At 59.3% G+C, this 20,363-nt stretch carries 22 protein-coding genes; 11 read left to right on the top strand and 11 right to left on the bottom strand.

Annotated elements, in window-relative coordinates; all coding sequences use genetic code 11:
• Positions 1–101: 101 nt before the first annotated feature.
• The 5 genes from PH552_RS13810 to PH552_RS13790 all read right to left on the bottom strand — a co-directional run bounded on the left by PH552_RS13810 (position 102) and on the right by PH552_RS13790 (position 4,601).
• Complete coding sequence (locus PH552_RS13810; RefSeq protein ID WP_246698471.1) at positions 102–845, bottom strand: hypothetical protein; 744 nt, start codon at positions 843–845, stop codon at positions 102–104.
• A 351-nt stretch (positions 846–1,196) separates the two neighbouring features.
• Positions 1,197–1,802: a transglutaminase-like cysteine peptidase gene (locus PH552_RS13805; protein WP_112343119.1), complete on the bottom strand. Its 606-nt coding sequence runs from the start codon at positions 1,800–1,802 to the stop codon at positions 1,197–1,199.
• A 388-nt stretch (positions 1,803–2,190) separates the two neighbouring features.
• Positions 2,191–3,153, bottom strand: coding sequence for a prolyl aminopeptidase (gene pip, locus PH552_RS13800; RefSeq protein WP_112343118.1), 963 nt, complete (start codon positions 3,151–3,153; stop codon positions 2,191–2,193).
• Between the two features lie 72 nt (positions 3,154–3,225).
• Positions 3,226–3,855 carry a PilZ domain-containing protein gene (locus PH552_RS13795; protein ID WP_112343117.1) on the bottom strand — a complete coding sequence of 210 codons (630 nt, stop codon included), beginning with the start codon at positions 3,853–3,855 and terminating at the stop codon, positions 3,226–3,228.
• Positions 3,856–3,938: 83 nt separating this feature from the next.
• Positions 3,939–4,601: a PAS domain-containing protein gene (locus PH552_RS13790; RefSeq protein ID WP_245430396.1), complete on the bottom strand. Its 663-nt coding sequence runs from the start codon at positions 4,599–4,601 to the stop codon at positions 3,939–3,941.
• Between the two features lie 314 nt (positions 4,602–4,915).
• Here PH552_RS13790 and PH552_RS13785 point away from each other — a divergent pair, with 314 nt between their 5' ends.
• Both PH552_RS13785 and PH552_RS13780 read left to right on the top strand, forming a co-directional pair.
• Positions 4,916–5,686, top strand: a complete 771-nt coding sequence (locus PH552_RS13785; RefSeq protein ID WP_112343115.1) for a rhomboid family intramembrane serine protease — start codon at positions 4,916–4,918, stop codon at positions 5,684–5,686.
• Between the two features lie 164 nt (positions 5,687–5,850).
• The gene (locus tag PH552_RS13780) at positions 5,851–6,285 is read left to right on the top strand and encodes a CBS domain-containing protein (RefSeq protein ID WP_112343114.1); all 435 of its coding nucleotides are present in this window, start codon (positions 5,851–5,853) and stop codon (positions 6,283–6,285) included.
• 223 nt (positions 6,286–6,508) lie between these two features.
• Here PH552_RS13780 and PH552_RS13775 read toward each other — a convergent pair whose 3' ends face one another.
• From PH552_RS13775 to folE, 3 genes are all read right to left on the bottom strand, one after another.
• On the bottom strand, positions 6,509–7,468 hold the full coding sequence (locus PH552_RS13775; RefSeq protein ID WP_112343113.1) for a patatin-like phospholipase family protein: 960 nt from the start codon (positions 7,466–7,468) through the stop codon (positions 6,509–6,511).
• Between the two features lie 106 nt (positions 7,469–7,574).
• Positions 7,575–8,024: a phosphoribosyl-AMP cyclohydrolase gene (hisI, locus tag PH552_RS13770; protein WP_112343112.1), complete on the bottom strand. Its 450-nt coding sequence runs from the start codon at positions 8,022–8,024 to the stop codon at positions 7,575–7,577.
• Positions 8,025–8,049: 25 nt separating this feature from the next.
• Positions 8,050–8,661: a GTP cyclohydrolase I FolE gene (gene folE / locus PH552_RS13765; protein ID WP_112343111.1), complete on the bottom strand. Its 612-nt coding sequence runs from the start codon at positions 8,659–8,661 to the stop codon at positions 8,050–8,052.
• Between the two features lie 395 nt (positions 8,662–9,056).
• Between folE and PH552_RS13760 the strand changes: the two genes are divergently transcribed.
• The 5 genes from PH552_RS13760 to PH552_RS13740 all read left to right on the top strand — a co-directional run bounded on the left by PH552_RS13760 (position 9,057) and on the right by PH552_RS13740 (position 13,587).
• Positions 9,057–9,518, top strand: coding sequence for an iron-sulfur cluster assembly scaffold protein (locus PH552_RS13760; RefSeq protein WP_162736973.1), 462 nt, complete (start codon positions 9,057–9,059; stop codon positions 9,516–9,518).
• Between the two features lie 13 nt (positions 9,519–9,531).
• Complete coding sequence (gene yidD / locus PH552_RS13755; protein WP_285166073.1) at positions 9,532–9,954, top strand: membrane protein insertion efficiency factor YidD; 423 nt, start codon at positions 9,532–9,534, stop codon at positions 9,952–9,954.
• Positions 9,955–9,958: 4 nt separating this feature from the next.
• On the top strand, positions 9,959–10,486 hold the full coding sequence (locus PH552_RS13750; protein WP_112343108.1) for a DUF1697 domain-containing protein: 528 nt from the start codon (positions 9,959–9,961) through the stop codon (positions 10,484–10,486).
• Between the two features lie 128 nt (positions 10,487–10,614).
• Positions 10,615–12,603: a threonine--tRNA ligase gene (gene thrS, locus PH552_RS13745; RefSeq protein ID WP_112343107.1), complete on the top strand. Its 1,989-nt coding sequence runs from the start codon at positions 10,615–10,617 to the stop codon at positions 12,601–12,603.
• 144 nt (positions 12,604–12,747) lie between these two features.
• Positions 12,748–13,587, top strand: coding sequence for a lysophospholipid acyltransferase family protein (locus PH552_RS13740; protein WP_112343106.1), 840 nt, complete (start codon positions 12,748–12,750; stop codon positions 13,585–13,587).
• 79 nt (positions 13,588–13,666) lie between these two features.
• Here PH552_RS13740 and PH552_RS13735 read toward each other — a convergent pair whose 3' ends face one another.
• A complete protein-coding gene (locus PH552_RS13735) occupies positions 13,667–14,779 on the bottom strand; it encodes a hypothetical protein (protein WP_169646091.1) in 1,113 nt (370 codons plus the stop codon).
• 110 nt (positions 14,780–14,889) lie between these two features.
• Between PH552_RS13735 and PH552_RS13730 the strand changes: the two genes are divergently transcribed.
• The 4 genes from PH552_RS13730 (at position 14,890) to PH552_RS13715 (ending at position 17,849) form a co-directional block, all read left to right on the top strand.
• Positions 14,890–15,477 carry a nitroreductase family protein gene (locus PH552_RS13730; protein WP_112343105.1) on the top strand — a complete coding sequence of 196 codons (588 nt, stop codon included), beginning with the start codon at positions 14,890–14,892 and terminating at the stop codon, positions 15,475–15,477.
• Entirely contained in the window at positions 15,477–16,082 is a 606-nt protein-coding gene (locus PH552_RS13725; protein WP_112343104.1) for a flavin reductase family protein, read from the top strand. The genes PH552_RS13730 and PH552_RS13725 overlap by 1 nt, the downstream gene beginning before the upstream one ends.
• 127 nt (positions 16,083–16,209) lie before the next feature.
• A complete protein-coding gene (locus tag PH552_RS13720) occupies positions 16,210–17,349 on the top strand; it encodes a DUF2336 domain-containing protein (protein ID WP_112343103.1) in 1,140 nt (379 codons plus the stop codon).
• Positions 17,350–17,384: 35 nt separating this feature from the next.
• On the top strand, positions 17,385–17,849 hold the full coding sequence (locus PH552_RS13715) for a GNAT family N-acetyltransferase (RefSeq protein WP_181592385.1): 465 nt from the start codon (positions 17,385–17,387) through the stop codon (positions 17,847–17,849).
• An 8-nt stretch (positions 17,850–17,857) separates the two neighbouring features.
• Here PH552_RS13715 and PH552_RS13710 read toward each other — a convergent pair whose 3' ends face one another.
• Both PH552_RS13710 and PH552_RS13705 read right to left on the bottom strand, forming a co-directional pair.
• Positions 17,858–19,036: an AI-2E family transporter gene (locus PH552_RS13710; protein WP_112343102.1), complete on the bottom strand. Its 1,179-nt coding sequence runs from the start codon at positions 19,034–19,036 to the stop codon at positions 17,858–17,860.
• Between the two features lie 149 nt (positions 19,037–19,185).
• Complete coding sequence (locus PH552_RS13705; protein ID WP_112343175.1) at positions 19,186–20,316, bottom strand: esterase-like activity of phytase family protein; 1,131 nt, start codon at positions 20,314–20,316, stop codon at positions 19,186–19,188.
• Between the last annotated feature and the right edge of the window lie 47 nt (positions 20,317–20,363).

Here is a 20,363-nt window from a genome sequence, read left to right as displayed (position 1 = left end):
CCGGTCGCCGCCTCCATGAACGCCCGTTGCGTTCGACAGTAGGAGCTTAGCGTTACCAATCGGTTTATGATGAACAGTTGGTTTCAAGTTTTTGCGCCATTTTAGCGGCCGGCTGCGGCTGTTGTCGTGGGGTCGGCCTTATCGACAAGGCGTGCTCTGATGAAATTCTGGACGGCGGCGTCCATGGCGCGCCAATCCCCAAGCTGATTGCTGGAAAAGCGATAAAGAACGCTCAAATCCTTGCCCAGCTTGACATCCCGCTGGCAGTCTCCGCTCGTTGCCAGCGCCGGGGAGGCGGGAAGGAGGCAGCGCACGACATAATCGGTATCACCGGGACGCGGCGCGGTCAGAAGCACTTCGCCATTATAGCCGGCATCCGCGCGCAGCCGATGTGCGATGAGACCGAAGGGACCGGCATAGGCGGTACCATCCATCAATTGCGAATAGATCGGCTCCAGCCTGCCCGACATGTCACGAGACATCGTGCTCTGGCTGACCTGCAGGAAGATCAGCGACGACGACTGGGAGATATCATCGAAGCGCAGCCGATCCGCTTCGCTATAACCCTGCATTTGCGGCCAGGTCAGATAAAGGTCGACGCGCTCGGAGGTGCCATCCACGCGCTCGCTCGGGAAGCGGATCGTGTTCGCAGCCAAATGCAGGGTATCGTCGCCGATCGTAACCGAGATGGGCTTGGCATCGGTCGTATGTCCGGCCAAGGATATTTTCTCACCAAGCCAGTGACCACCGACGGAGATGGCAACGGTAAGAGCAGCCAGGACGGCAACACCGGCCGTGAGCCGATAGACGAAACCGCTTGAAACCAGCGGCCTTTCTTCAATCATTGACACGGATGACAGAGGAGGAGCCATGCTGTTGCCTTCGTTTCCTTCCGCTCCGGCCGCCGTCGCCTGTGACCAAATCGGGCGGCGACTGACTGGCTGAGTCTCGTTGGAAACGATGATTGGCGCCATGATGGTTAATCGGCGGTTAATTATAGGTCGTCAGCCATGCTAACGATGCGGCTAAATTCGCAGGATTTATCCGCGTTCATTCCGAGGAGCGCCGCTCAATAAGAAAGAGCCGTTCCCCGGGACAGTGGGAACGGCTCAGAGGCACCGGTCTGGACAGAATTCAGGGGACGAGACCGGGCCTCAGACTTTGACCATTGGCGCCGACGATCGCGTGCGGAAGGCCTACTTCAAGCTGCCGACTGCGACAGCTCGGCCATCCTGTATCTTGACCCAACGGGCCGGATCATCAGCGGATTGACGCTTGAGAAAGGTGTATTCGGTCTCGGACCAGAGCTTCACCTTGTTGCGCATGTTGTCGAGCACGAAATCGCCGCGATCGGTGCGAACCGTCAGAACGGCGTGACCTTCGCCATTCGGCTGCAGGACCACGGTCATCAACAGATCCGAGGGCGAGAAGCCGGCATCGATCAGCTGCTTGCGCTTCAGCAGTGCGAAATCCTCGCAGTCGCCGGCAGTCGTCGGGATCGCCCATTTCTCTTCGACACCGTAGAGTTCCATATCGGTCACTGGCTTGATCGTCGTGTTGACGGTGTAGTTGACCTTCAGGATCGTCTTCCAGTTGTCCTGGTTGAGGATGATCGGACCAGCATCGCCACCGGCATAGACGCATTCCCGCGGATTCTCCTTGCAGAACTCATAGTGGCCGATCGGCGGAGCCGCATCGCCGGTGATCGTCATGTTGGCGGGCGCGGCCTGAGCGAGACCGAAGAAGCCAAGAGTGGCGAATATCAATGCGGCGCAGCCGCGAATTGCAAATTGAAAGTTCATGTCCCTGTCCCTGTTTTTATTGGGATCAGAATGACACGCATGTTTTTATCCGGCGCAAAATTACGCAGTTAAATTAAGGACTTAGTTTATTCAAATCTGGATCAAACTTTCATAAAACACGCAAAAAACTTGATTCAACTTCGCGGAAAATTCGATTAAAATTTGAGTGATTTCGGTATTGGATAGGGGAGGCGAAATCCCGCATCGTGCTGCGCTGAAAGGACTTCCCGAAACGGATTTCTTAACGTCGGGCGACCATTTTCGGCGGAAAGCGTGCCACAACGAAACATGGCAATCGCGCAGACGCTCTCTCGCGGCGGTGAAAACCGCCGTTTGTGGTCGGACGTGTCCCATTTTGAGAAAGCCGGCTTAAAAATATTTCTGATTTTCATCGCTTGGTATCGCGGCGAAGCCCATCGGCTGCGCGAGTGATCGCAGTGGCCATTTCGGCGACTGCAGGCGAGTGGGCAGCATTCGCGACGATCACGAGATTCGCTTCCGGCCAGGCCTGCGACAATTCCCAGGCAGTAACGAGAGGCGCCTCCAGATCCAGCCGTCCCTGAATCATCGTACAGGGGATGCCGGCAAGCCGACGGATATCGCGCAGGATCTGGCGGTCCTCAAGCCACGCCAGATGGTGGAAATAGTGAGTGATGATCCGCGCTCGCGCAGTCAGATAGCGCGGATCGGACCAGCGCGGCGACAGGGTCACACGGGGATCGACCAGGATCGAGGCTGCCTCCCATTCATGCCAGTCCCTGGCGGCCTTTACATAGATTGCGGGATCCGGATCGTATAGAAGGGTATAGTAGGCGGCCACCAGATCGCCGTCGCGATCCTCTTCTGGCACCGCAGCCCGAAAGCGCGCCCATTCCTGCGGAAAGAAACGGCCAAGTCCGCGATAAAGCCAATCTATTTCGGACTGCCTCGTCATCGTTATTCCAACAAGCAGCAAGGCTTCGACCCGATGCGGATGGGTTTCAGCATAGATCAGCGCCAGCGTGCAGCCCCAGGAATTGCCGAAGACGATCCAGCGCTCCACACCGAGCTTCGACCGCAACTGCTCGATATCGGCAACGGAATGCCATGTGGTGTTGGCCGAGAGATCGATCGCCGGTTCCGATGCATGCGGGAGACTGCCGCCGCAGCCGCGTTGGTCGAACTGAATGATCCGGTAGTATTGCGGGTCGAAATAGCGTCTCGTTCCGGCGGAACTGCCGGATCCCGGGCCGCCGTGCAGGATGAGCACGGGAACACCTTCGGGATTGCCCGATAGCTTCCAATGAATCCGCTGACCGTCGCCGACGTCAAGCAGGCCTTCATCGAAGGGAGTTGTGTCCGGGTAGAGCATCTTGCCGCCACGCGATCGAGGAAGGACAGGCGTCGCTGTTTCGCGACGCGGCGTGACAGGAAGATGACGGTATCAGAGAAATTCGCGCAAGGTTTCCCGCGACTGCAGGGAGAGGAACTCGATCGCCACGCCCTCCATGAAATGACGCACCACGCGGCCACGCATGTTGCCGAGACGAACCGGCGTTCCGATTGCCGGACGTATCTCGACGTCGACGGCTGCGCCCGAAAGCGAGAGGTCCATGATACGGCAGACATATTGCGTGCCGTCATCGAGGGTAAGTGCGCTGCGCGCATCACGCGGCGTCAGGCGGTCGTGACGGCGGTCTTCCGGCAGGCCAAGCTCATGCTTGTTGGCAAGCCAGGTCAGTTGAGCGGCAAGCTTCTCGCGCTTCCGCTCGGTGGCGTTGATCGACATGCTGAAACCACGGCCGTCAACCGCGACGACATTGCCTTCGACGCGGCCAAGATGGTCGATGTAGGCGATGACCCGCTCGTCGGCGCGCGGACGTCCCGCGCAGGTGACATAGAGATCGCCCGGCGACATTTCCGTCACCAGGCACTCGAATTCCTCGTAGTTGGCCAGCATCAGGCGGCCCTGCATGTTGATCGGAACCCGCTGGAAGGTCCGTTGCTCACCGCGGACGGCGTTGCCTGCCAACTGGTTGGGCCGCGTCGCTTGGGCCGGTTGGAACGAGTGCATGGAAGCGTCTTGAATCCTATTGCGTCTCTCTCAACTATTAGCCGCGACTCCTTAAAGTAAGGTTGTCTTTTCCAAGGTATAACTCAAGGGCGACGGCCGATTCTGTCCCGTCCCGGATCAATTCCGGCACGATCGCGGCTATTCTTTGCTTGATTGAGCTTTCGACGCATCCAATCTCCAAGGCTTGCGCTTCCCTGAAGCGGCAGAAGATCCGTCGGATCGGGATGGGGAGGAGAGGCCACGAGCCGTGCCGGGCGCTCATAGAGCAGGCGGCTGCGATCAAGCGCCAGAAATTCCAGACGCTCATTGCCGAGCCATGTCGAATGAACGGTGGGCGTCAGACACCCCAGCAGCCTGTCGCAAATATCGCTGGATGACCGTACCGGCATCAATATCATTTCGAAGGTCATGCTGCGGCCGCTGATGCAATAGCCGGTGGCATGGATAGCGGCTGGAATGACATGTCTCATCACGCCGGCGGCAATGCGCACCGGATCGTCCTGCTGGCTGCCGGCCCATAGCGCCGCGAAGTCTTCGCCGCGAATCTCGCGGCCCATGAGATTGCAGATCGCCGTACCCGCAAGCCGGAAACGCGGATTGTCGTCCACGGTGTTTTCCATGATGAACAGTTCCGGAAGAATATGGCTGACCGCCGAGGGCTGTATCAAATTGCGCAAGGGGGCATCCGCGCTGCCGCGTATCTGTTCCCAATAAGTAAATATGTCGATGCTCGTCTTCTGGCGCATCTCGCGTCCGTGTCCCATTTCAATTCAATTGCCCAGGCATTCATTGCCTCCAACTCCGGCGTTGCGAATTCCATGCCAAGACCGGGTCGTTAGGGTTAACGAATGGTTTCGATTGCCTTTCGCGGTAGCAAATGAAAGGAATTGCTCATCACTTCACGAAGTGACCTTCAGCACGAACTTCACGGGTCCCGGGCCGGCCTCAAGGTCAATTCCGGAAGAAGTGCCCGATACGCCGCCCGCCTTTGTTGGGCGGCTTTTTTTTTGATTTTCGCTGCGCTATGTGTCGATGACCTTCATAGAAAGCCGAGCAAGACATGGATGATGAACAGCTGCCGCGCCAAGAGCCGGAAGATCCGCGGCCGCGTCAACGCGCTCCTGCTTTCAATCTGCCTCCCGTCATTCTGGCAAGCCTGGTCATCCTGATCATCGTTTTCGCGATCATGAACCTGCCGTGGTGGTCGGACGATACGCTGAACTGGATTTATTTCACCTTCAGCTTCATTCCGGTGCGCTACGCCTTTCCCCTGTCGCAGCAAGGCCTGGAATGGCTCTGGACGCCAGTCACCTATTCGCTGCTGCATGGCGGGGTCGAGCACATCGTCTTCAATAGTCTGTGGCTGATGGTTTTTGCAGCTCCCGTGGCGCGGCGCATCGGAACCTCGCGTTACGTCATTTTCTGGATTTTTTCGTCTGCGGCGTCCGCCTTCATGCATGCCGCACTCTATTGGGGTGATCAGACGCTTCTGATAGGGGCATCCGGAGTCGTCTCGGCGCTCATGGGGGCGGCTTGCCGCTTCGCTTTTCCCGCCATGGACGGTCGACGGACCTCCATGCGGGAGGCGCATCTCAATCCGCGCCTCTCCATTCTCGGCTCGCTTCGAAGCCGTACCGTCGTTGCCTATATCGTCATGTGGATTGCCGGTAACGCCCTCGTCGCCTTCGGAATCACGCTTGCCGGCGACAGCTCGCAGCCGGTGGCATGGGATGCCCATATTGGCGGTTTCCTGTTCGGATTCCTGCTTTTTGCGCTGTTCGACCGGCAGCCGCGCGAGGCGCCCCAGGAAGCTTTACCACTCGATGAATGAGCTGTTGCTTTCTTACTGACACAGGCGCACCATTACGATCCGTCGGTCGCGAAATGAGGAGATCGACCCGACCGACGGGCAGGGCGCCGGTTTGAGCTCCGGGGTAATTTCGGAACATATCGGACCTTCAAGTGTTGATCATGCTTTCGAGATGGGAGGATCGAATGTCAGTTTCCGTAAAGGCCATACTGGAAGCCAAGGGTCGCGACGTCGTTACGACCGGCGGCAATACGACCGTTGCCGAGGCCGCGAAGATTCTCAATGAGAATCGCATCGGCGCCATCGTGGTCGTCGGGCCGGGCGGCAAGATTTCCGGCATCTTCACCGAGCGGGATGTCGTCAATGCCGTTGCCAAGCATGGCCATGAATGCCTTGAAAAGCCGATCGCCTCGATGATGACGGCGAAAGTGCATCGCTGCAAGGAAGACACCACGACCGACGAGTTGATGGAACTGATGACCATGCGCCGCTTCCGTCACGTTCCCGTCGAGGAAAAAGGCAAGCTTTCCGGCATCATCTCGATCGGCGACGTCGTCAAATGGCGTATCCGCGAGATCGAACTCGAGGCAGAGCAGATCAAAGCCTATATCGCCGGGTGAGGTGAGGAGCGGTTTGGCGCCCGGAGCAATCGACCCATCGGGTCGCTTGCGGCGATGAATGCGCTGAGCCTCAAGATGAAGGGCCGGATTGTCCGGTATCGATAGAGCCTCTTTCGCTCTCGGCGGAGAGGCTCAGCTTTTCACGAAATCGCTGATCCGCTCTGTCTCATTATTTTCCAGCGATTCCGGACGGAAAAACGCCTCGCACTTTTCCTGGAGTTCTCTAGCGCGCGTATGCTTCCTGCATGCGGCGGATTTCCGGCAATCTTGCCAGAGCTTCCTCATAGCCGCGTTCGATGGCCTCGCCGGCGCGATGGAATTCCGACAGGCCGATATCGCTAAGGCGCGGATGCAGCGCAAGATCGGGCGGATCGCCGGCCAGACGAGCACGGGCTATTCTATCCTGGATGATATTGAAAGCCTGGACCATGACGCCGGTCATGCCAAGTTTCATGGGCGGCGTGTCTTCACGCCGCACCAACTCGCCGCTCAACGGGCCGACATTGTGCTTGACCACGGCAGAGCGACCGAAGAGGTCATAGTTTAGATTGACCGCCGCCACGAGTGGCTGTTCATACGAGCGGCATACCGAAACCGGTACGGGATTGACGAGAGCGCCGTCGACCAGTGTACGGCCATTGGTTCGCACCGGTTCGAAAATGCCGGGAAGGGCATAGGAAGCCCTGAGTGCCGTGATCAGGGAGCCATTGGCAATCCAGACTTCATGGCCGGTATTCAATTCCGAGGCGACGGCGACAAAGGGACGGTCCAAATCCTCAACGGAGAGGCCTTCCAAATGCTCCTGCATGCGCTTGGTCAACCGCATGCCGCCGAACAGCCCACTGCCGCCGATGGTCAGATCGAGAAGGCTGGCGATGCGGCGCATCGTCAAAGAGCGGGCAAAGGCTTCGAGCTCATCGAGCTTGCCGGCGAGATAGCAGCCGCCGACCAGGGCGCCGATCGAGGTGCCGGCGATCATGCCGACTTCGATACCTGCCTCGTCGAGCGCGCGCAGAACGCCGATATGAGCCCAGCCGCGCGCGGCACCGCCGCCAAGCGCCAGGGCGATCTTGACTTTCTTGGGTGGTGCGGGAGGGAGAAGCGGATTGGAGGTATCCTGCGAGAGGCTTGAACCGGTCAAGTTCTGTCCGCCGTTATGACGATTCAACCCCCAATTCAGCATTTGAAGCCTCCTTCGAGGCCCCAGGTGCCTCCGCTAAAATACTGTCCCTTTTTCGTTTCCAAATCGTATATCGGTTGTGGCATCATCGATCGTTTCGCCTTTGGGTCTACTGCTTGTAGACTTCTTCCGGATCGAAATGCAGATGATCGTCGACCACGTTCAACACGGGCTTGCCATCTTCAAGCTCAACCGTTCGATAGAAGCAGGAACGCCGCCCAGTATGGCACGTCGCGTCATGTCCGGCGACCTCCACTTTCAGCCAGATGGCGTCCTGATCGCAATCCGTTCGGATTTCCTTCACCGTCTGAAGGTTTCCCGAGGTTTCGCCCTTTTTCCAGATTTTTCCACGTGACCGGCTGAAATAATGCGCCGTACCCGTCTTGATCGTCAGGGCGAGCGCCTCGGCATTCATATGGGCGACCATGAGGAGTTCGCCGTCATGCACATCGGTCACGATCGCGGTGATCAGGCCGCGATCGTCGAAACGAGGTGTGAAATCGCCTGCATCCTCCAACTCGGATTTATCTTCGGAGGGAGCGTTGAAAATCAGATTCATCTCCGGCTCTTTCGTTGAAGCCCGGTCAGCGACCCCGGACCAAAGACATGAAACGGGCCTGCTCGGCCGGATCGGCCTTGAAGGCGCCCGTGAAGGTCATCGTCAATGTCGAGGAGCCTTGCTTTTGCACGCCGCGCATGGCCATGCACATATGCTCTGCGTCAATCATCACCGCAACGCCGCGCGGACGCAGCGTGTCATCGATCGCATTGGCGATCTGGGCGGTCATGGCTTCCTGCGTTTGCAGGCGGCGACCGAATATATCGACGACGCGCGCGATCTTGGAAAGACCGAGAACGCGGCCGTTCGGCAGATAGGCGACATGCGCCTTGCCGATGATCGGCACCATGTGGTGTTCGCAATGGGAGAAAAACGGAATGTCACGCACGAGGACGATGTCGTCATAGCCAGAAACCTCTTCGAAGGTTCGACCGAGCACGTCTTCGGGATTCATGTCGTAGCCAGCGAAAAGTTCGCGATAAGCCTTCGCGACGCGCGCGGGCGTATCAAGCAGGCCTTCGCGCTGCGGATCGTCGCCGGCCCAGCGCAACAGAACGCGAACTGCGTCCTCGGCTTCCTTCTGCGTCGGACGTTCGGAATCAACGACTTGCGGAAAGTTCTTTACAATGGCGTCCATTACCTGTGGATCTCCTGACCCGCTACGCGGATATCATTTTGTCGGACTCGCCACTGGCATTTCCCATATAAGGGGCCCCACATAAGGGGCTTACGTACCTTTGGCGGGCTCCGGGGCGTTCTGGCTGGCGGACAAGCCTGCCGTCCTGCACGGTTTCCCATCAAACTTACAGAAGACCATTGCATTTCGATGGTCTTCGAACGACATACATATAGTATGGCATTGTCCCTGTGAAAGTGTCCTAAACGGACACGCTGTGTTTTTTGTTACGAAACATTAGAGCCTTGATGATTTTAGGTCTGCTCGACCTGAAATCTCAATCTGCTCTAGAATCGAATAAAATAGAGCATGATGCTAAATCATGCTCTAACGGGTGCATCGGAGCAGAATCTGTGATGGACGACATCTACAACAGCAAAATCCTGGAGTTTGCCGGCAATATCGGCCGTATCGGCAGTCTTCCTGACGCCGATGCCATTGCCCAAGCCCATTCCAGACTGTGCGGTTCTCGCGTAAAAATCTGGCTGAAAATGGACGGCGATGTCGTGACCGATTTTGCCCACGACGTCAAGGCCTGCGCGCTTGGCCAGGCATCGTCCTCGGTCATGGCTCGCCATGTCGTCGGCGCTTCGGCTGACGAAATTCGCAAGGCTCGTGAAGACATGCTTGCGATGCTCAAGGCTGACGGCGAGGGACCGAGCGGGCGGTTCGAGGACATGCGCTATCTCAAGCCTGTCAGGGACTACAAAGCCCGCCATGCCTCGACCATGCTGACTTTCGATGCCGTGGTCGATGCGATCGGGCAGATCGAGGCGGCGCGCGAGGGCGGAAGCGCCAAGACAGCCGAAGCCGTCTGAGCGAGTGCTGACCATGTGCCAATTCTGCCTCATGCAGGACGACGATCAAGACGAGGGCGGTGCTGCTCCCTCCCGGCGAGCGCGGCGGGATCCGTCGCTGGCTGCAGACAGGGTGATTAAATCGCGCAATTATACCGGTCCCTTCTGCAAAACACCGGACCGGCTCTTCGGCATGGGGCTCATTCGTCTGTATCAACTGACGCTTTCAGGCTTCATCGGCAACTCGTGCCGCCACATCCCGACCTGTTCGGAATATGGTTATGAGGCGGTCGCCCGCCACGGCCTTTGGGCAGGCGGCTGGATGACGCTGTTTCGTGTGGCGCGCTGCGGGCCAGGAGGCACGAGCGGGCTTGATCCAGTGCCCGGCGAACTGGAGCGCCGCTATCATTGGTGGACACCCTGGCGTTATTTCCGCCTCGGCCGAAAGGCTGCCTGACTGTATGGCGGTCTACGTCGCGCTGCTGCACAGCATCGTTCTTGGGCCGGGCCGCCGGGTGGTCATGAGTGATCTCAAGACGATGGCTGAAGGGCTCGGCTTTCGTAACGTCCGCACGCTGGTGGCAACCGGCAATCTCGTTTTCGAAGCGGAAGAGCAGCCGGTCGCGTCCGTCGAGGCGCAGCTCGAAGCCGGCTTTGCCGCTGTTTTTGGCAAGCATGTCGATATCATCGCCCGCGGCGTCGAGACATGGCTGAAGCTTGCGGACGGCAATCCATTCGTCGACGGGATCGGCAGTGAGGTCATCGTTCGCGTCATGCGGCAGCCGCTCGGATCGGAAATCCTCGACACGCTTGCGAAATACCGTCGAGGCGAGCGCATGGCAGTCGTCGACGGCGACCTGTGGATCGATTTCGGCCTCAAGGCCAGCGAAACCAAAATGTTGCCGGCCCTGACGACAAGGCGACTCGGCATCGGAACGATGCGGAATTGGAACACGGTACGCGGTTTGGCCGAGATGATCCGCCGCTGACGCCGCTTTTTCTTTACTAGATCACGAAATACAGCTATCAGGCGCGCGGACATAAGTACGTATTTACTTAGTCCGTATCTTTCGAAACCACCCGCATTCGTTGGCGGGACTGGACAAGGAGAATATCGATGTCCCAATCCGTTTCCCTGACATTTCCCGATGGTTCCGTGCGCAGCTTCGCTGCCGGCACGACCGGTCGCGATGTCGCCGAATCCATTTCCAAGTCGCTGGCCAAGAAGGCTGTCGCCATTGCGCTTGACGGCACCGTCCGCGACCTTTCCGATCCGGTGTCGGACGGCAAGATCGAGATCATCACCCGCTCGGACGATCGGGCGCTGGAACTCATCCGCCACGATGCCGCACACGTGCTTGCCGAAGCCGTACAGGAGCTTTGGCCGGGAACGCAGGTGACGATCGGTCCGGTCATTGAAAACGGCTTCTACTACGATTTCGCCAAGAACGAGCCGTTCACGCCCGATGATCTGCCTGTGATCGAAAAGCGGATGCGCGAGATCATCCAGCGCAACAAGCCGTTCACCAAGGAAATCTGGTCGCGCGAGAAGGCGAGGGAAGTCTTTGCCGCCAAGGGCGAGAACTACAAGGTGGAGCTGGTCGATGCCATTCCCGAAGGTCAGGATCTGAAGATCTATTACCAGGGCGATTGGTTCGATCTCTGCCGCGGTCCGCACATGGCCTCGACTGGCCAGATCGGCAATGCCTTCAAACTGATGAAGGTTGCCGGCGCTTATTGGCGTGGCGACAGCAACAATCCGATGCTGACCCGCATTTATGGCACGGCGTTTGCCGAGCAGGCGGATCTCGATAACTACCTGCACATTCTTGCCGAAGCCGAAAAGCGCGACCATCGCCGTCTTGGCCGCGAAATGGACCTGTTCCATTTCCAGGAAGAAGGCCCTGGCGTCGTCTTCTGGCACGGCAAGGGCTGGCGCATGTTCCAGACGCTGGTGTCCTATATGCGCCGGCGGCTGCAGGGCGACTACCAGGAAGTCAACGCGCCGCAGGTGCTCGACAAGTCGCTTTGGGAGACCTCGGGCCACTGGGGCTGGTATCGCGACAACATGTTCAAGGTCACTGTCGCCGGCGACGATACCGACGACGATCGCGTCTTCGCATTGAAGCCGATGAACTGCCCGGGCCACATCCAGATCTTCAAGCATGGCTTGAAGTCTTACCGCGAACTGCCGATCCGCTTTGCGGAATTCGGTGCCGTACATCGCTACGAGCCCTCGGGCGCGCTGCATGGTTTGATGCGCGTGCGCGGCTTCACGCAGGACGATGCGCACATCTTCTGCACCGACGAGCAGATGGCGGCCGAGTGCCTGAAGATCAACGATCTCATCCTGTCGGTCTATGAGGACTTCGGCTTCAAGGAGATCGTCGTCAAGCTTTCGACCCGCCCCGACAAGCGCGTTGGTTCGGACGAGCTCTGGGATCGCGCCGAAAGCGTGATGATGGACGTGCTGAAAACGATCGAGGCGCAATCCGAAGGACGCATCAAGACCGGCATTCTGCCGGGCGAGGGTGCTTTCTATGGTCCGAAGTTCGAATATACGCTCAAGGACGCCATCGGCCGTGAATGGCAGTGCGGCACGACGCAGGTCGACTTCAACCTGCCGGAGCGCTTCGGTGCGTTCTACATCGACCAGCACTCCGAAAAGACGCAGCCGGTCATGATCCATCGCGCCATCTGCGGCTCGATGGAGCGTTTCCTCGGCATCCTGATCGAGAACTTTGCCGGCCACATGCCGCTCTGGGTCTCGCCGCTGCAGGTCGTCGTCGCGACCATCACCTCCGAAGCCGATGCCTATGGCGAAGAGGTGGCGGAATCGCTGCGCGATGCCGGTCTCACGGTCGAGACCGACTTCCGCAACGAGAAGATCAACTACAAGATCCGCGAGCATTCGGTCACGAAGGTGCCTGTCATTATCGTCTGCGGCAAGAAGGAAGCCGAAGAACGTTCGGTCAATATCCGCCGCCTCGGCAGCCAGCTTCAGACGTCCATGTCGCTCGATGAGGCGATCGAGTCGCTTTCGCTCGAGGCCACTGCGCCGGATATCCTGCGCAAGCGCGAAGCCAAGCGCTCCAAGGCCGCCTGACGGGCTACAGACATCTGACGGCGTTTCAGGGCGCCGTCAGACAACTGTCATACAGCATTCATATAGTTGATGAATCAAAGCGTTGCTGCGGCTGCGACATGTGGCGCAACCGAATCATAGGAGCGGGGCAGCCCCGTCGCGCACTTGGAATTCAAAGAACTATCCTACGCCAATGAACGGGATCCGCGTCTCAAGCGCTGGTTCATCCGCTCCATCGAGGGTCTGTCCGGCCGGGACCGTTACACCCGGCTTTACGATATCTGGCGTACCGATATCGTCGGCAAGAGCGAGCGCGTCTTCGGCAAGATGCTCGATCTCATCGATGTGCGGCTGCTCATCAAGGGCGAATGGCCGCCGAGCCGGATTCCCGAGGCGCCCATCGTCATCGTCGCAAATCATCCCTACGGCATCGGCGACGGAATTGCTGTGCTGGCGCTTGCCGAGGAACTGGGGCGCCCGTTCAAGGTTCTCATCAACAATGAATTGTTGAAAGTGCCCGAGATGCACGACTATTCGCTGCCGGTCTCCTTCGAAGAAACCAAGGAAGCGATGGCGATCAACATGAAGACCCGGCATGAGGCGGTCCGCCTGCTGAAGGAAGGCACGACCATCATCGTCTTTCCCGCCGGCGGCGTCGCAACCGCCAAGAAGGGTTTCGGCCGGGCAGAGGATCTGCCCTGGAAGATATTCCCGGCGAAACTCATCCAGGCGGCGCGTGCGAGTGTCATTCCCGTCTATTTCGAAGGGCAGAACGGCAGGCTGTTCCATCTCGCGAGCCGGATCTCGATGACCTTGCGCATCTCGCTGCTGATCCGTGAATTCCGGCGCCTCTCCGGCAGCACCATAACAGCCCATATCGGCGCGCTCAGAAGCTGGGAGGCACTGAGTGAAGGCAGCGATCGCAAGGATCTGCTGACGAAACTCTATGGGGCCGTGTTCTCGATGGCGCCGCCAAGAAAGATGCTGCGGCGCAAGGTTGGCTGAGCGGGAAGAGCACCGGATTCGATCACCAATGGGTGATCGTTCCGAGAATTCAGCCTGTGATCCAAGGCGACCGCCGCCGTCAATCCATGCTATCGCCTTCGTCGCCAGCGGCGGGCGCCAATTGTTCATAGGTCGGCAGAGGCTGCTGACTGGTCGTTGCCGGCGGTGTCTGGCTCTGGCGCATCGGCGGCATCTGGATCGGAAGCTGGCGGGCCGGCTGCTCGGTATCGGCATCCTGCGGCTGCTGCTGCTTCATCAGCACTTCCACATCCGTATTCATGCCGGCCGCGACGGTGAAGTCGCGCTGATAGATCTTGTCCTTGTTGCGGGCGACGGCGGTATAGCGGCCTTCGGCAAGCACCATGGTCGGGAAGGCGCTGACGCTTTCGCCGACGATATCGCCCGCCGATGTCAGGACCGACCAGGCGGTATCGGCGATCGCCTCGCCGCCGGCATCCGACACCAGCTTGAGCGTGATCTTGGCTGCCCTGTGCTGGATGGTCGCCTGCGTCACCTTGCCGGCCTCCACCTGGATGTCGGCGCGGATGACGGCGTTGACCTCGCCATATTCGGAAACGACGTGATAGGTGCCCGCGCTGAGGCCGACCAGAGTATTCGGCTTCACATCGTCCATGACAAGGCCGCGTTCCCCGTCTTCCTTGGCTTCGCTGGAATAGATCGAGAAGCTGAGCTCGTTCGGCGGGATACGGACGTCGGATCCGGACACGGCATTCAGCACCATGCCGCCGGCGTCGAGCACCATCGTCTGCTTCTGGGTTTCGCCGGTTGCCGCTACGCTCAATCTCTTGGTGACGCCAGCACGACCGAAGGAGACATTGACGAAATAGTCGCCAGGCAGCAGGTGGAATGAGGCCGAGCCTCCTCGGGAGCTGGCGACAAGCGGCAGCTTGCCGTCGGCACCGGCAACTGGGCTGAAAACATACCAGGAGAGGCCTTGCTGCTGTGGGCTGCTCTGAGGCGTCATCTTCGCTTCAAGCGAAACGTCACGCAGGGTGCGGGAGGCCGAATTCTCGCCATCGGGCGCTACGAAGGCGTTGAGCTTCGGCATCTTTACGCTGCCGTCCAGCTGCTTGAATTCCTTGAAGGCTTCCTGCGCCGAGGCGACCGTGCTCACGCTTGCGAAGATTGCGATAACAGCACTCAATCGGAGAGCGGATGAAATGCCTGACATGGATACCCAACCGATTGACTTCCGATAAAACACAAGCCACTTCAAAACCAATGCAATGGCAAATTCAAGACCTACCTCCTAGCACAAGCCAAAATGAAGGCAGTTCCTCAATGAAAACCGATATCAAGCTGGTCGATTATCTCGCTGTGCGCCGATCCATTCCCGCGTTTCAAATGTCGGAGCCGGGGCCGGGCAAGGCTGAAATCGAGGAGATCATCCGGCTGGCCTCGCGCGTGCCGGACCATGGCAAGCTTGCTCCCTGGCGCTTCATTGTCTACCGTGGCGAGGAGCGGGCGCGTATTGGCGAGGAGCTGCTGAAGCTCGCGCTGGAAGCCAAGCCGGATCTTTCCGAGGAGATGATCCAGGTCGAGCGCACGCGCTTCACCCGCGCGCCGGTCGTCATCGCCGTCGTCAGCAAAGCGGCGCCGCATTTCAAGATTCCGGAATGGGAGCAGCTGATGTCGGCGGGCGCGCTTTGCCTGAACCTGCTGATCTCAGCGAATGCTCATGGCTGGGTCTCCAATTGGTTGACGGAATGGTTCGCCTATGATGAGCGCGCCTATCCGTTGCTCGGCGTTGAGCCGGGCGAGAAGGTAGCCGGATTCATCCATATCGGCTCCTCCAGTTTCCCCCCCGTCGAGCGCCCGCGCCCGGAACTGTCGGAGACCGTGAGCTGGGTCGGTGGGGAGGACGCGTGATGTTCTACACGACTGATACCAATCGCCACGGGTTGGCACATGACCCTTTCAAGGCCATCGTCGCGCCAAGACCGATCGGCTGGATCGGCAGCAAGGGCAGGGATGGTTCGCTGAACCTGTCGCCCTATTCCTTTTTCAACGCAGTCAGCGACCGGCCGAAGCTGGTGATGTTTTCCTCCGCCGGCCGAAAGGACAGCGTGCGCAATGTCGAGGAAACCGGCGTTTTCACCGCCAATCTCGTCAGCCGCCATATCGTGGAAAAGATGAACCATTCGTCGATTGCCGTTCCCTACGGCATCAACGAATTCGAGCTGGCCGGGTTGACGGCAACCCCGGGCAAGCTGGTGGATGCTCCCTATGTGGGCGAAGCCTTCGCGGTCCTTGAATGCCGCATGACCCAGGTGCTGCAGCCCAAGGGCCTCGATGGCGAGGTGTCGGAAAACATCATGGTCATCGGTCAGGTCGTGGGTATCCACATCGACGAGGCGATCATCTGTGACGGCAGGCTGGACATGGCGCTGGCGCGGCCCGTCGCGCGCATGGGCTACATGGATTATAGCGAGGGAAGCGACGTCTTCGAGATGATGCGGCCAAGGACTCCCTGAATGGAGCCATCGCACTGATCTGCAAGAGGTTAATGAATACAGTAAACGTCCCGTAAACCTTTCCTCGCTAGCGTGAGCGATATGAGTTTGCGGGGCGGGAATCGCCTTGCCGATATCGGGGCATTAAGTGATCATAGAAGCATTCCTTCGCTGGGCTGAGACCGCCAAGGCAGAAAGCAGGGCTAGGGCGGCCAATGCGCTCGGCAGAGCCTATCTGCAGTCGCAGATGCCCGATGAAGAGCGTGCCGCCGCGGAAATGGCGATGACCTATCTGCTCGATGATCCGTCGCCGCGCGTGCGGCTTGCGCTTGCCGAAGCGGTGGCCCGCTCGGCTGACGCCCCGCGCAATGTCATTGTGTCTCTGGCTGGGGACCAGCCGGAAATAGCGGGACAGATCATTCTGCTTTCGCCGGTGTTCACCGATGCCGATCTTGTCGATCTGGCGCTACATGGCAGCGATGTGACGCGCGTCCTGATCGCCTCTCGCGGCCAGGTGTCGCGTTCTGTCTGCGCAGCGATTGCCGAGATCGGCGGTGAGGCGGAAATCCTGTGTCTGCTCGAAAATGACGGCGCGTTGCTTTCGCAGGCCTCGCTTAAACGTATCGCAGAGCGCATGGGCGATTGCGCCGATATACGCGGCCTTCTTCTTTCGCGTGACGCCCTGTCGTCGGATGTCAGACACCTGCTGATGCGGCGGGTCAGTGAGGCGCTATCCGAATCGACGCTCGTTCAGAGTTTCATCGGCAGCGGCAGGCTGCAGCAGGTGACGCGCGAAGCGACCGAATCCGCGACCGTTGCCATTGCGGGAACGGCACAGCATGAGCAATTGCCTGATCTCGTCGAGCATCTCAGGCAATGCGGCTGGCTGACGCCCGCCTTCCTGATGCATGCGCTGTGTTCCGGCAAGGTCGATTTCTTCGCCTGCGCGATCACCAATCTTTCCGGCTGCGATGAGCGACGCGTGCGCTCGATCATCTCCAGAGGCCGCGTCCATGCCATCCGGGCGCTTTACGAAAGCGCCGGACTGACCCGGGACATCAGCACGATCTTCGTCGAAGCGACACTGATCTGGCGCGATGCATCCCGCAAGAACGCCGCTGCCATGCTGGAGAACGTCTCTTCGCAGCTGATGCGTAAATTCCGCCTTACCGGGCAGCCCCCAGCCGCCGCCGCGCAGCTGCTCGACATGGTGGAGAAGCTGGCGAATGCCGAACGACGACAGGCCGCGCGCAGCTTCGCGGCACTGGCGACGCTCGCCGCTGCGTGATATCCAGCGCTCGGTTCATTTTTCCGAGGTTCAACTTGCCACTGACCATCGCCATGGAATCCCCGCGCCAGGACGGTGTTATCCGCCTTCTCGACATGTCGAGCGCCTATGCGGAATCGCTTTATCCGCCAGAGAGCAATCATATCCTTGATCTGGCTTCGCTGGAGAAACCGGACGTAAGCTTCTGGGTCGCAAGGCTGGAGGAAGCCATCGTCGGATGTTGCGCCCTGGTGGAGACCGGTGACGGCACGGCCGAGATCAAGCGCATGTTCGTCGATCCCGCGGCCCGAGGGCGCAGCGTCGCGCGCAAATTGATGGAAGCGCTCGAAGCGACGGCGCTGGAAAAGGGCCTTTCAGCGATCCGACTGGAGACAGGCATATACCAGCCGGAGGCAATCGGTCTCTATCGGAGGTTCGGCTATGTCGACATCGCTGCCTTCGGCGACTACCAGCCCGACCCGCTCAGCCTGTTCATGGAAAAGCGGCTGACGTCGAAATAGGCAAGGAGTCAGCGTTCGGCGGCATCCCGAACATGGAGCTGCAATTCCGGTTCCTGAGCTTGCTGCTCTTCGGTCAGTTCGGCTTCGCGGATCCATTCGCGCCAGATCGCGACGATGATCGCCATCAGGACCGGCCCGATGAAGAGACCGAGAAAGCCCATGGTTTTCACGCCGCCGACGAGACCGAAGAAGGTCGGCAGGAAAGGCAGCTTGATCGGGCCGCCGACAAGCTTCGGGCGAAGCGTCTTGTCAACGATGAAGAGCTCGATCGTACCCCAGAGGAAGAGGGCAATGCCTGCCCAAAGCGAGCCGCTCGCGACGAGATAGATCGAGACGAGCGACATTGAAAGCGGAGCGCCACCCGGCACCAGGGCCATGACACCCGTGAGGACGCCGAGCGTGATGGCGGACGGTGCGCCGGCGATCCAATAGGCGACGCCAAGAACGATACCTTCGCCAATGGCAATCAGCGTCATGCCCATGACGGTCGAGCTGATGGTCGCGGGAACAACCCGGGAAATGCGTTCCCAGCGGTTGGGCAGGATGCGTTCGCCGAGCAGATCGACTTGCCGAACGAAGGTCGCGCCGTCGCGATAGATGAAGAACAAGGCGATCAGCATGAACAGCAAGGTCAGGATGACGTGGAACGCCCCGCCGCCGGCCGCGAGCACCGCGCGGTAGATATTGCCGATGTGAGCGCCGCTTACGAGCTGCGCCAGTTCGCCGAGCGAGCCAGGGCTGCCGACATATTGCGTCCATTGCTCGCCGAGCCACGAACCTACGACAGGCAGAGCCAGAATCCATTGCGGCGGCGGCGCGCCATCTCGGTTGACGTGCACGGCCCAGCCGAACCATTCACGTACCTCGCCGGCCATATAAATGGCCGAGAGGACAATTGGTAGCACGAGAAAAGTTACGATGAACGCAAGCGCGATGGTCGCCGCAAGCGTCGTGTTTCCGCCCGTGCGGCGCACGACATCGCTGTAAAGCGGCCATGTGGCGAAGCCGATGACAGCCGCGGCCAGGACTGGAACGAGGAAGCCATAGAAGAAATAAATGCCGGCGACAGCGATCAGGATCAGCAGCCAGCGCGCAGCGGAGATGGATGGTATCAAAGGCATGCGCGCGTGCGCACTCGACCCCAGCCACCGGTGTTCCTTCGGCTTATGACGTTCAAATACACCCACCGGACTTACTTCGCCCCTTTTACTAGATCACCCGGTTATGGGGTATGATCTTGGCTGTTTCAAGAGCAACAGCCGGAAAGCCTCTTTATTATGCGGCCATGACATTAGCACGACGGGCAAGCGAGTGGCGCGCGGCCGAAGGCACGGTATTACGAGGGGCGGCGGATTACCTTGAACGCGAAAAACTGCGTCTTTTGCGTCGAATTGAAATTGCTGTCCGCTACGAAGATCAGCACGTCGCTGCCGTCCCTGGATTTGCCGAGGGTAACGCCTTCGATATTGTCGGGAGCAAGACCGAGCGCACGCAAATCCATGATCTCCGTCTTGCGCACCGGCACGATCCGCTGATCGGTTGCCATGAGCGACGGGATGTTCGCAACATCAGTGGCGCCGTCGAGATCGAACATGTTGATGACAACCGAGTTGCCGACGCCCTGCGCATAGCCGCGCTCGACCGAGAGCAGATGATGATCGTCGAGCGCCAGGATCTCGGACAGGCCGAAGTCGTTCCAGCCACTCGCCATCGAGGGTGCCTGCGGAATCGGCGAGACCGGATAAACATATTGCGCCTTCTGCTCGCCCGTCGCGGTGTCATACCGAATGATGCGTGCGAGCGCGCCGTTGGTCAGCGTCGTGATCGGCCCATCCTGATAAAGCGCAGATTCGGTGGTGACGAGAAGGTCGCCGCCTGAAAGGAAGGTCAGGCCTTCAAACGCCAGATTGTCGCGAATACCCGTATGCTTGTCGGCCGCCGGGGCAAAACCATCGGGCAATGAAAACTCGCGGACGAAGCTGCCGTCGCGATTGGCGACGCGCACGAAAGGCGGCAGCAGTGCCTTGCCGTCGCCCTCGCTACTCCAATAAATGCCATCCTTGCCCAGGCGGATGGATTCGCCGTCAACCTTCCTAAGAGCAAAAGGCTGGCCATCCTTGTCCTTTAGCGTGACATGATCGACCACCGTCACGCTCTTCAGGCCGCCGGCTTCGATATCGATGTCGAGATCATAAAAACGGGCAGGCGCCTTTTCGGAGCGGTCGTCGCTGATTGCGATATAGCGGCCGGTAGCGGGATCGAAGTCGATGCCCGACAGGCCGCCGACTTCCACACCGTTTTCCATGAATCCCGTCGCAATATCGTAATTGCCGAGATAGGAAAGGCCGATGCCGGCCCTGCAGTCGCCGAAGGGGCAGGGCACGTCGATCGTCGTGCCGATATCGAGCGCATGGGCGGCATGGCTGAAGAGGAGAACGGCGGCTGCCGTCAGAAATGGCTTCAACATGGCGAAATCGTCAATCTGAATGATGAAATGGCGGCATTCAAGGCAAT

Source organism: Rhizobium aureum, from assembly GCF_030182495.1.
Classification (GTDB): domain Bacteria; phylum Pseudomonadota; class Alphaproteobacteria; order Rhizobiales; family Rhizobiaceae; genus Rhizobium; species Rhizobium tropici_C.
This window is presented reverse-complemented; position numbering and strand designations above follow the sequence as displayed.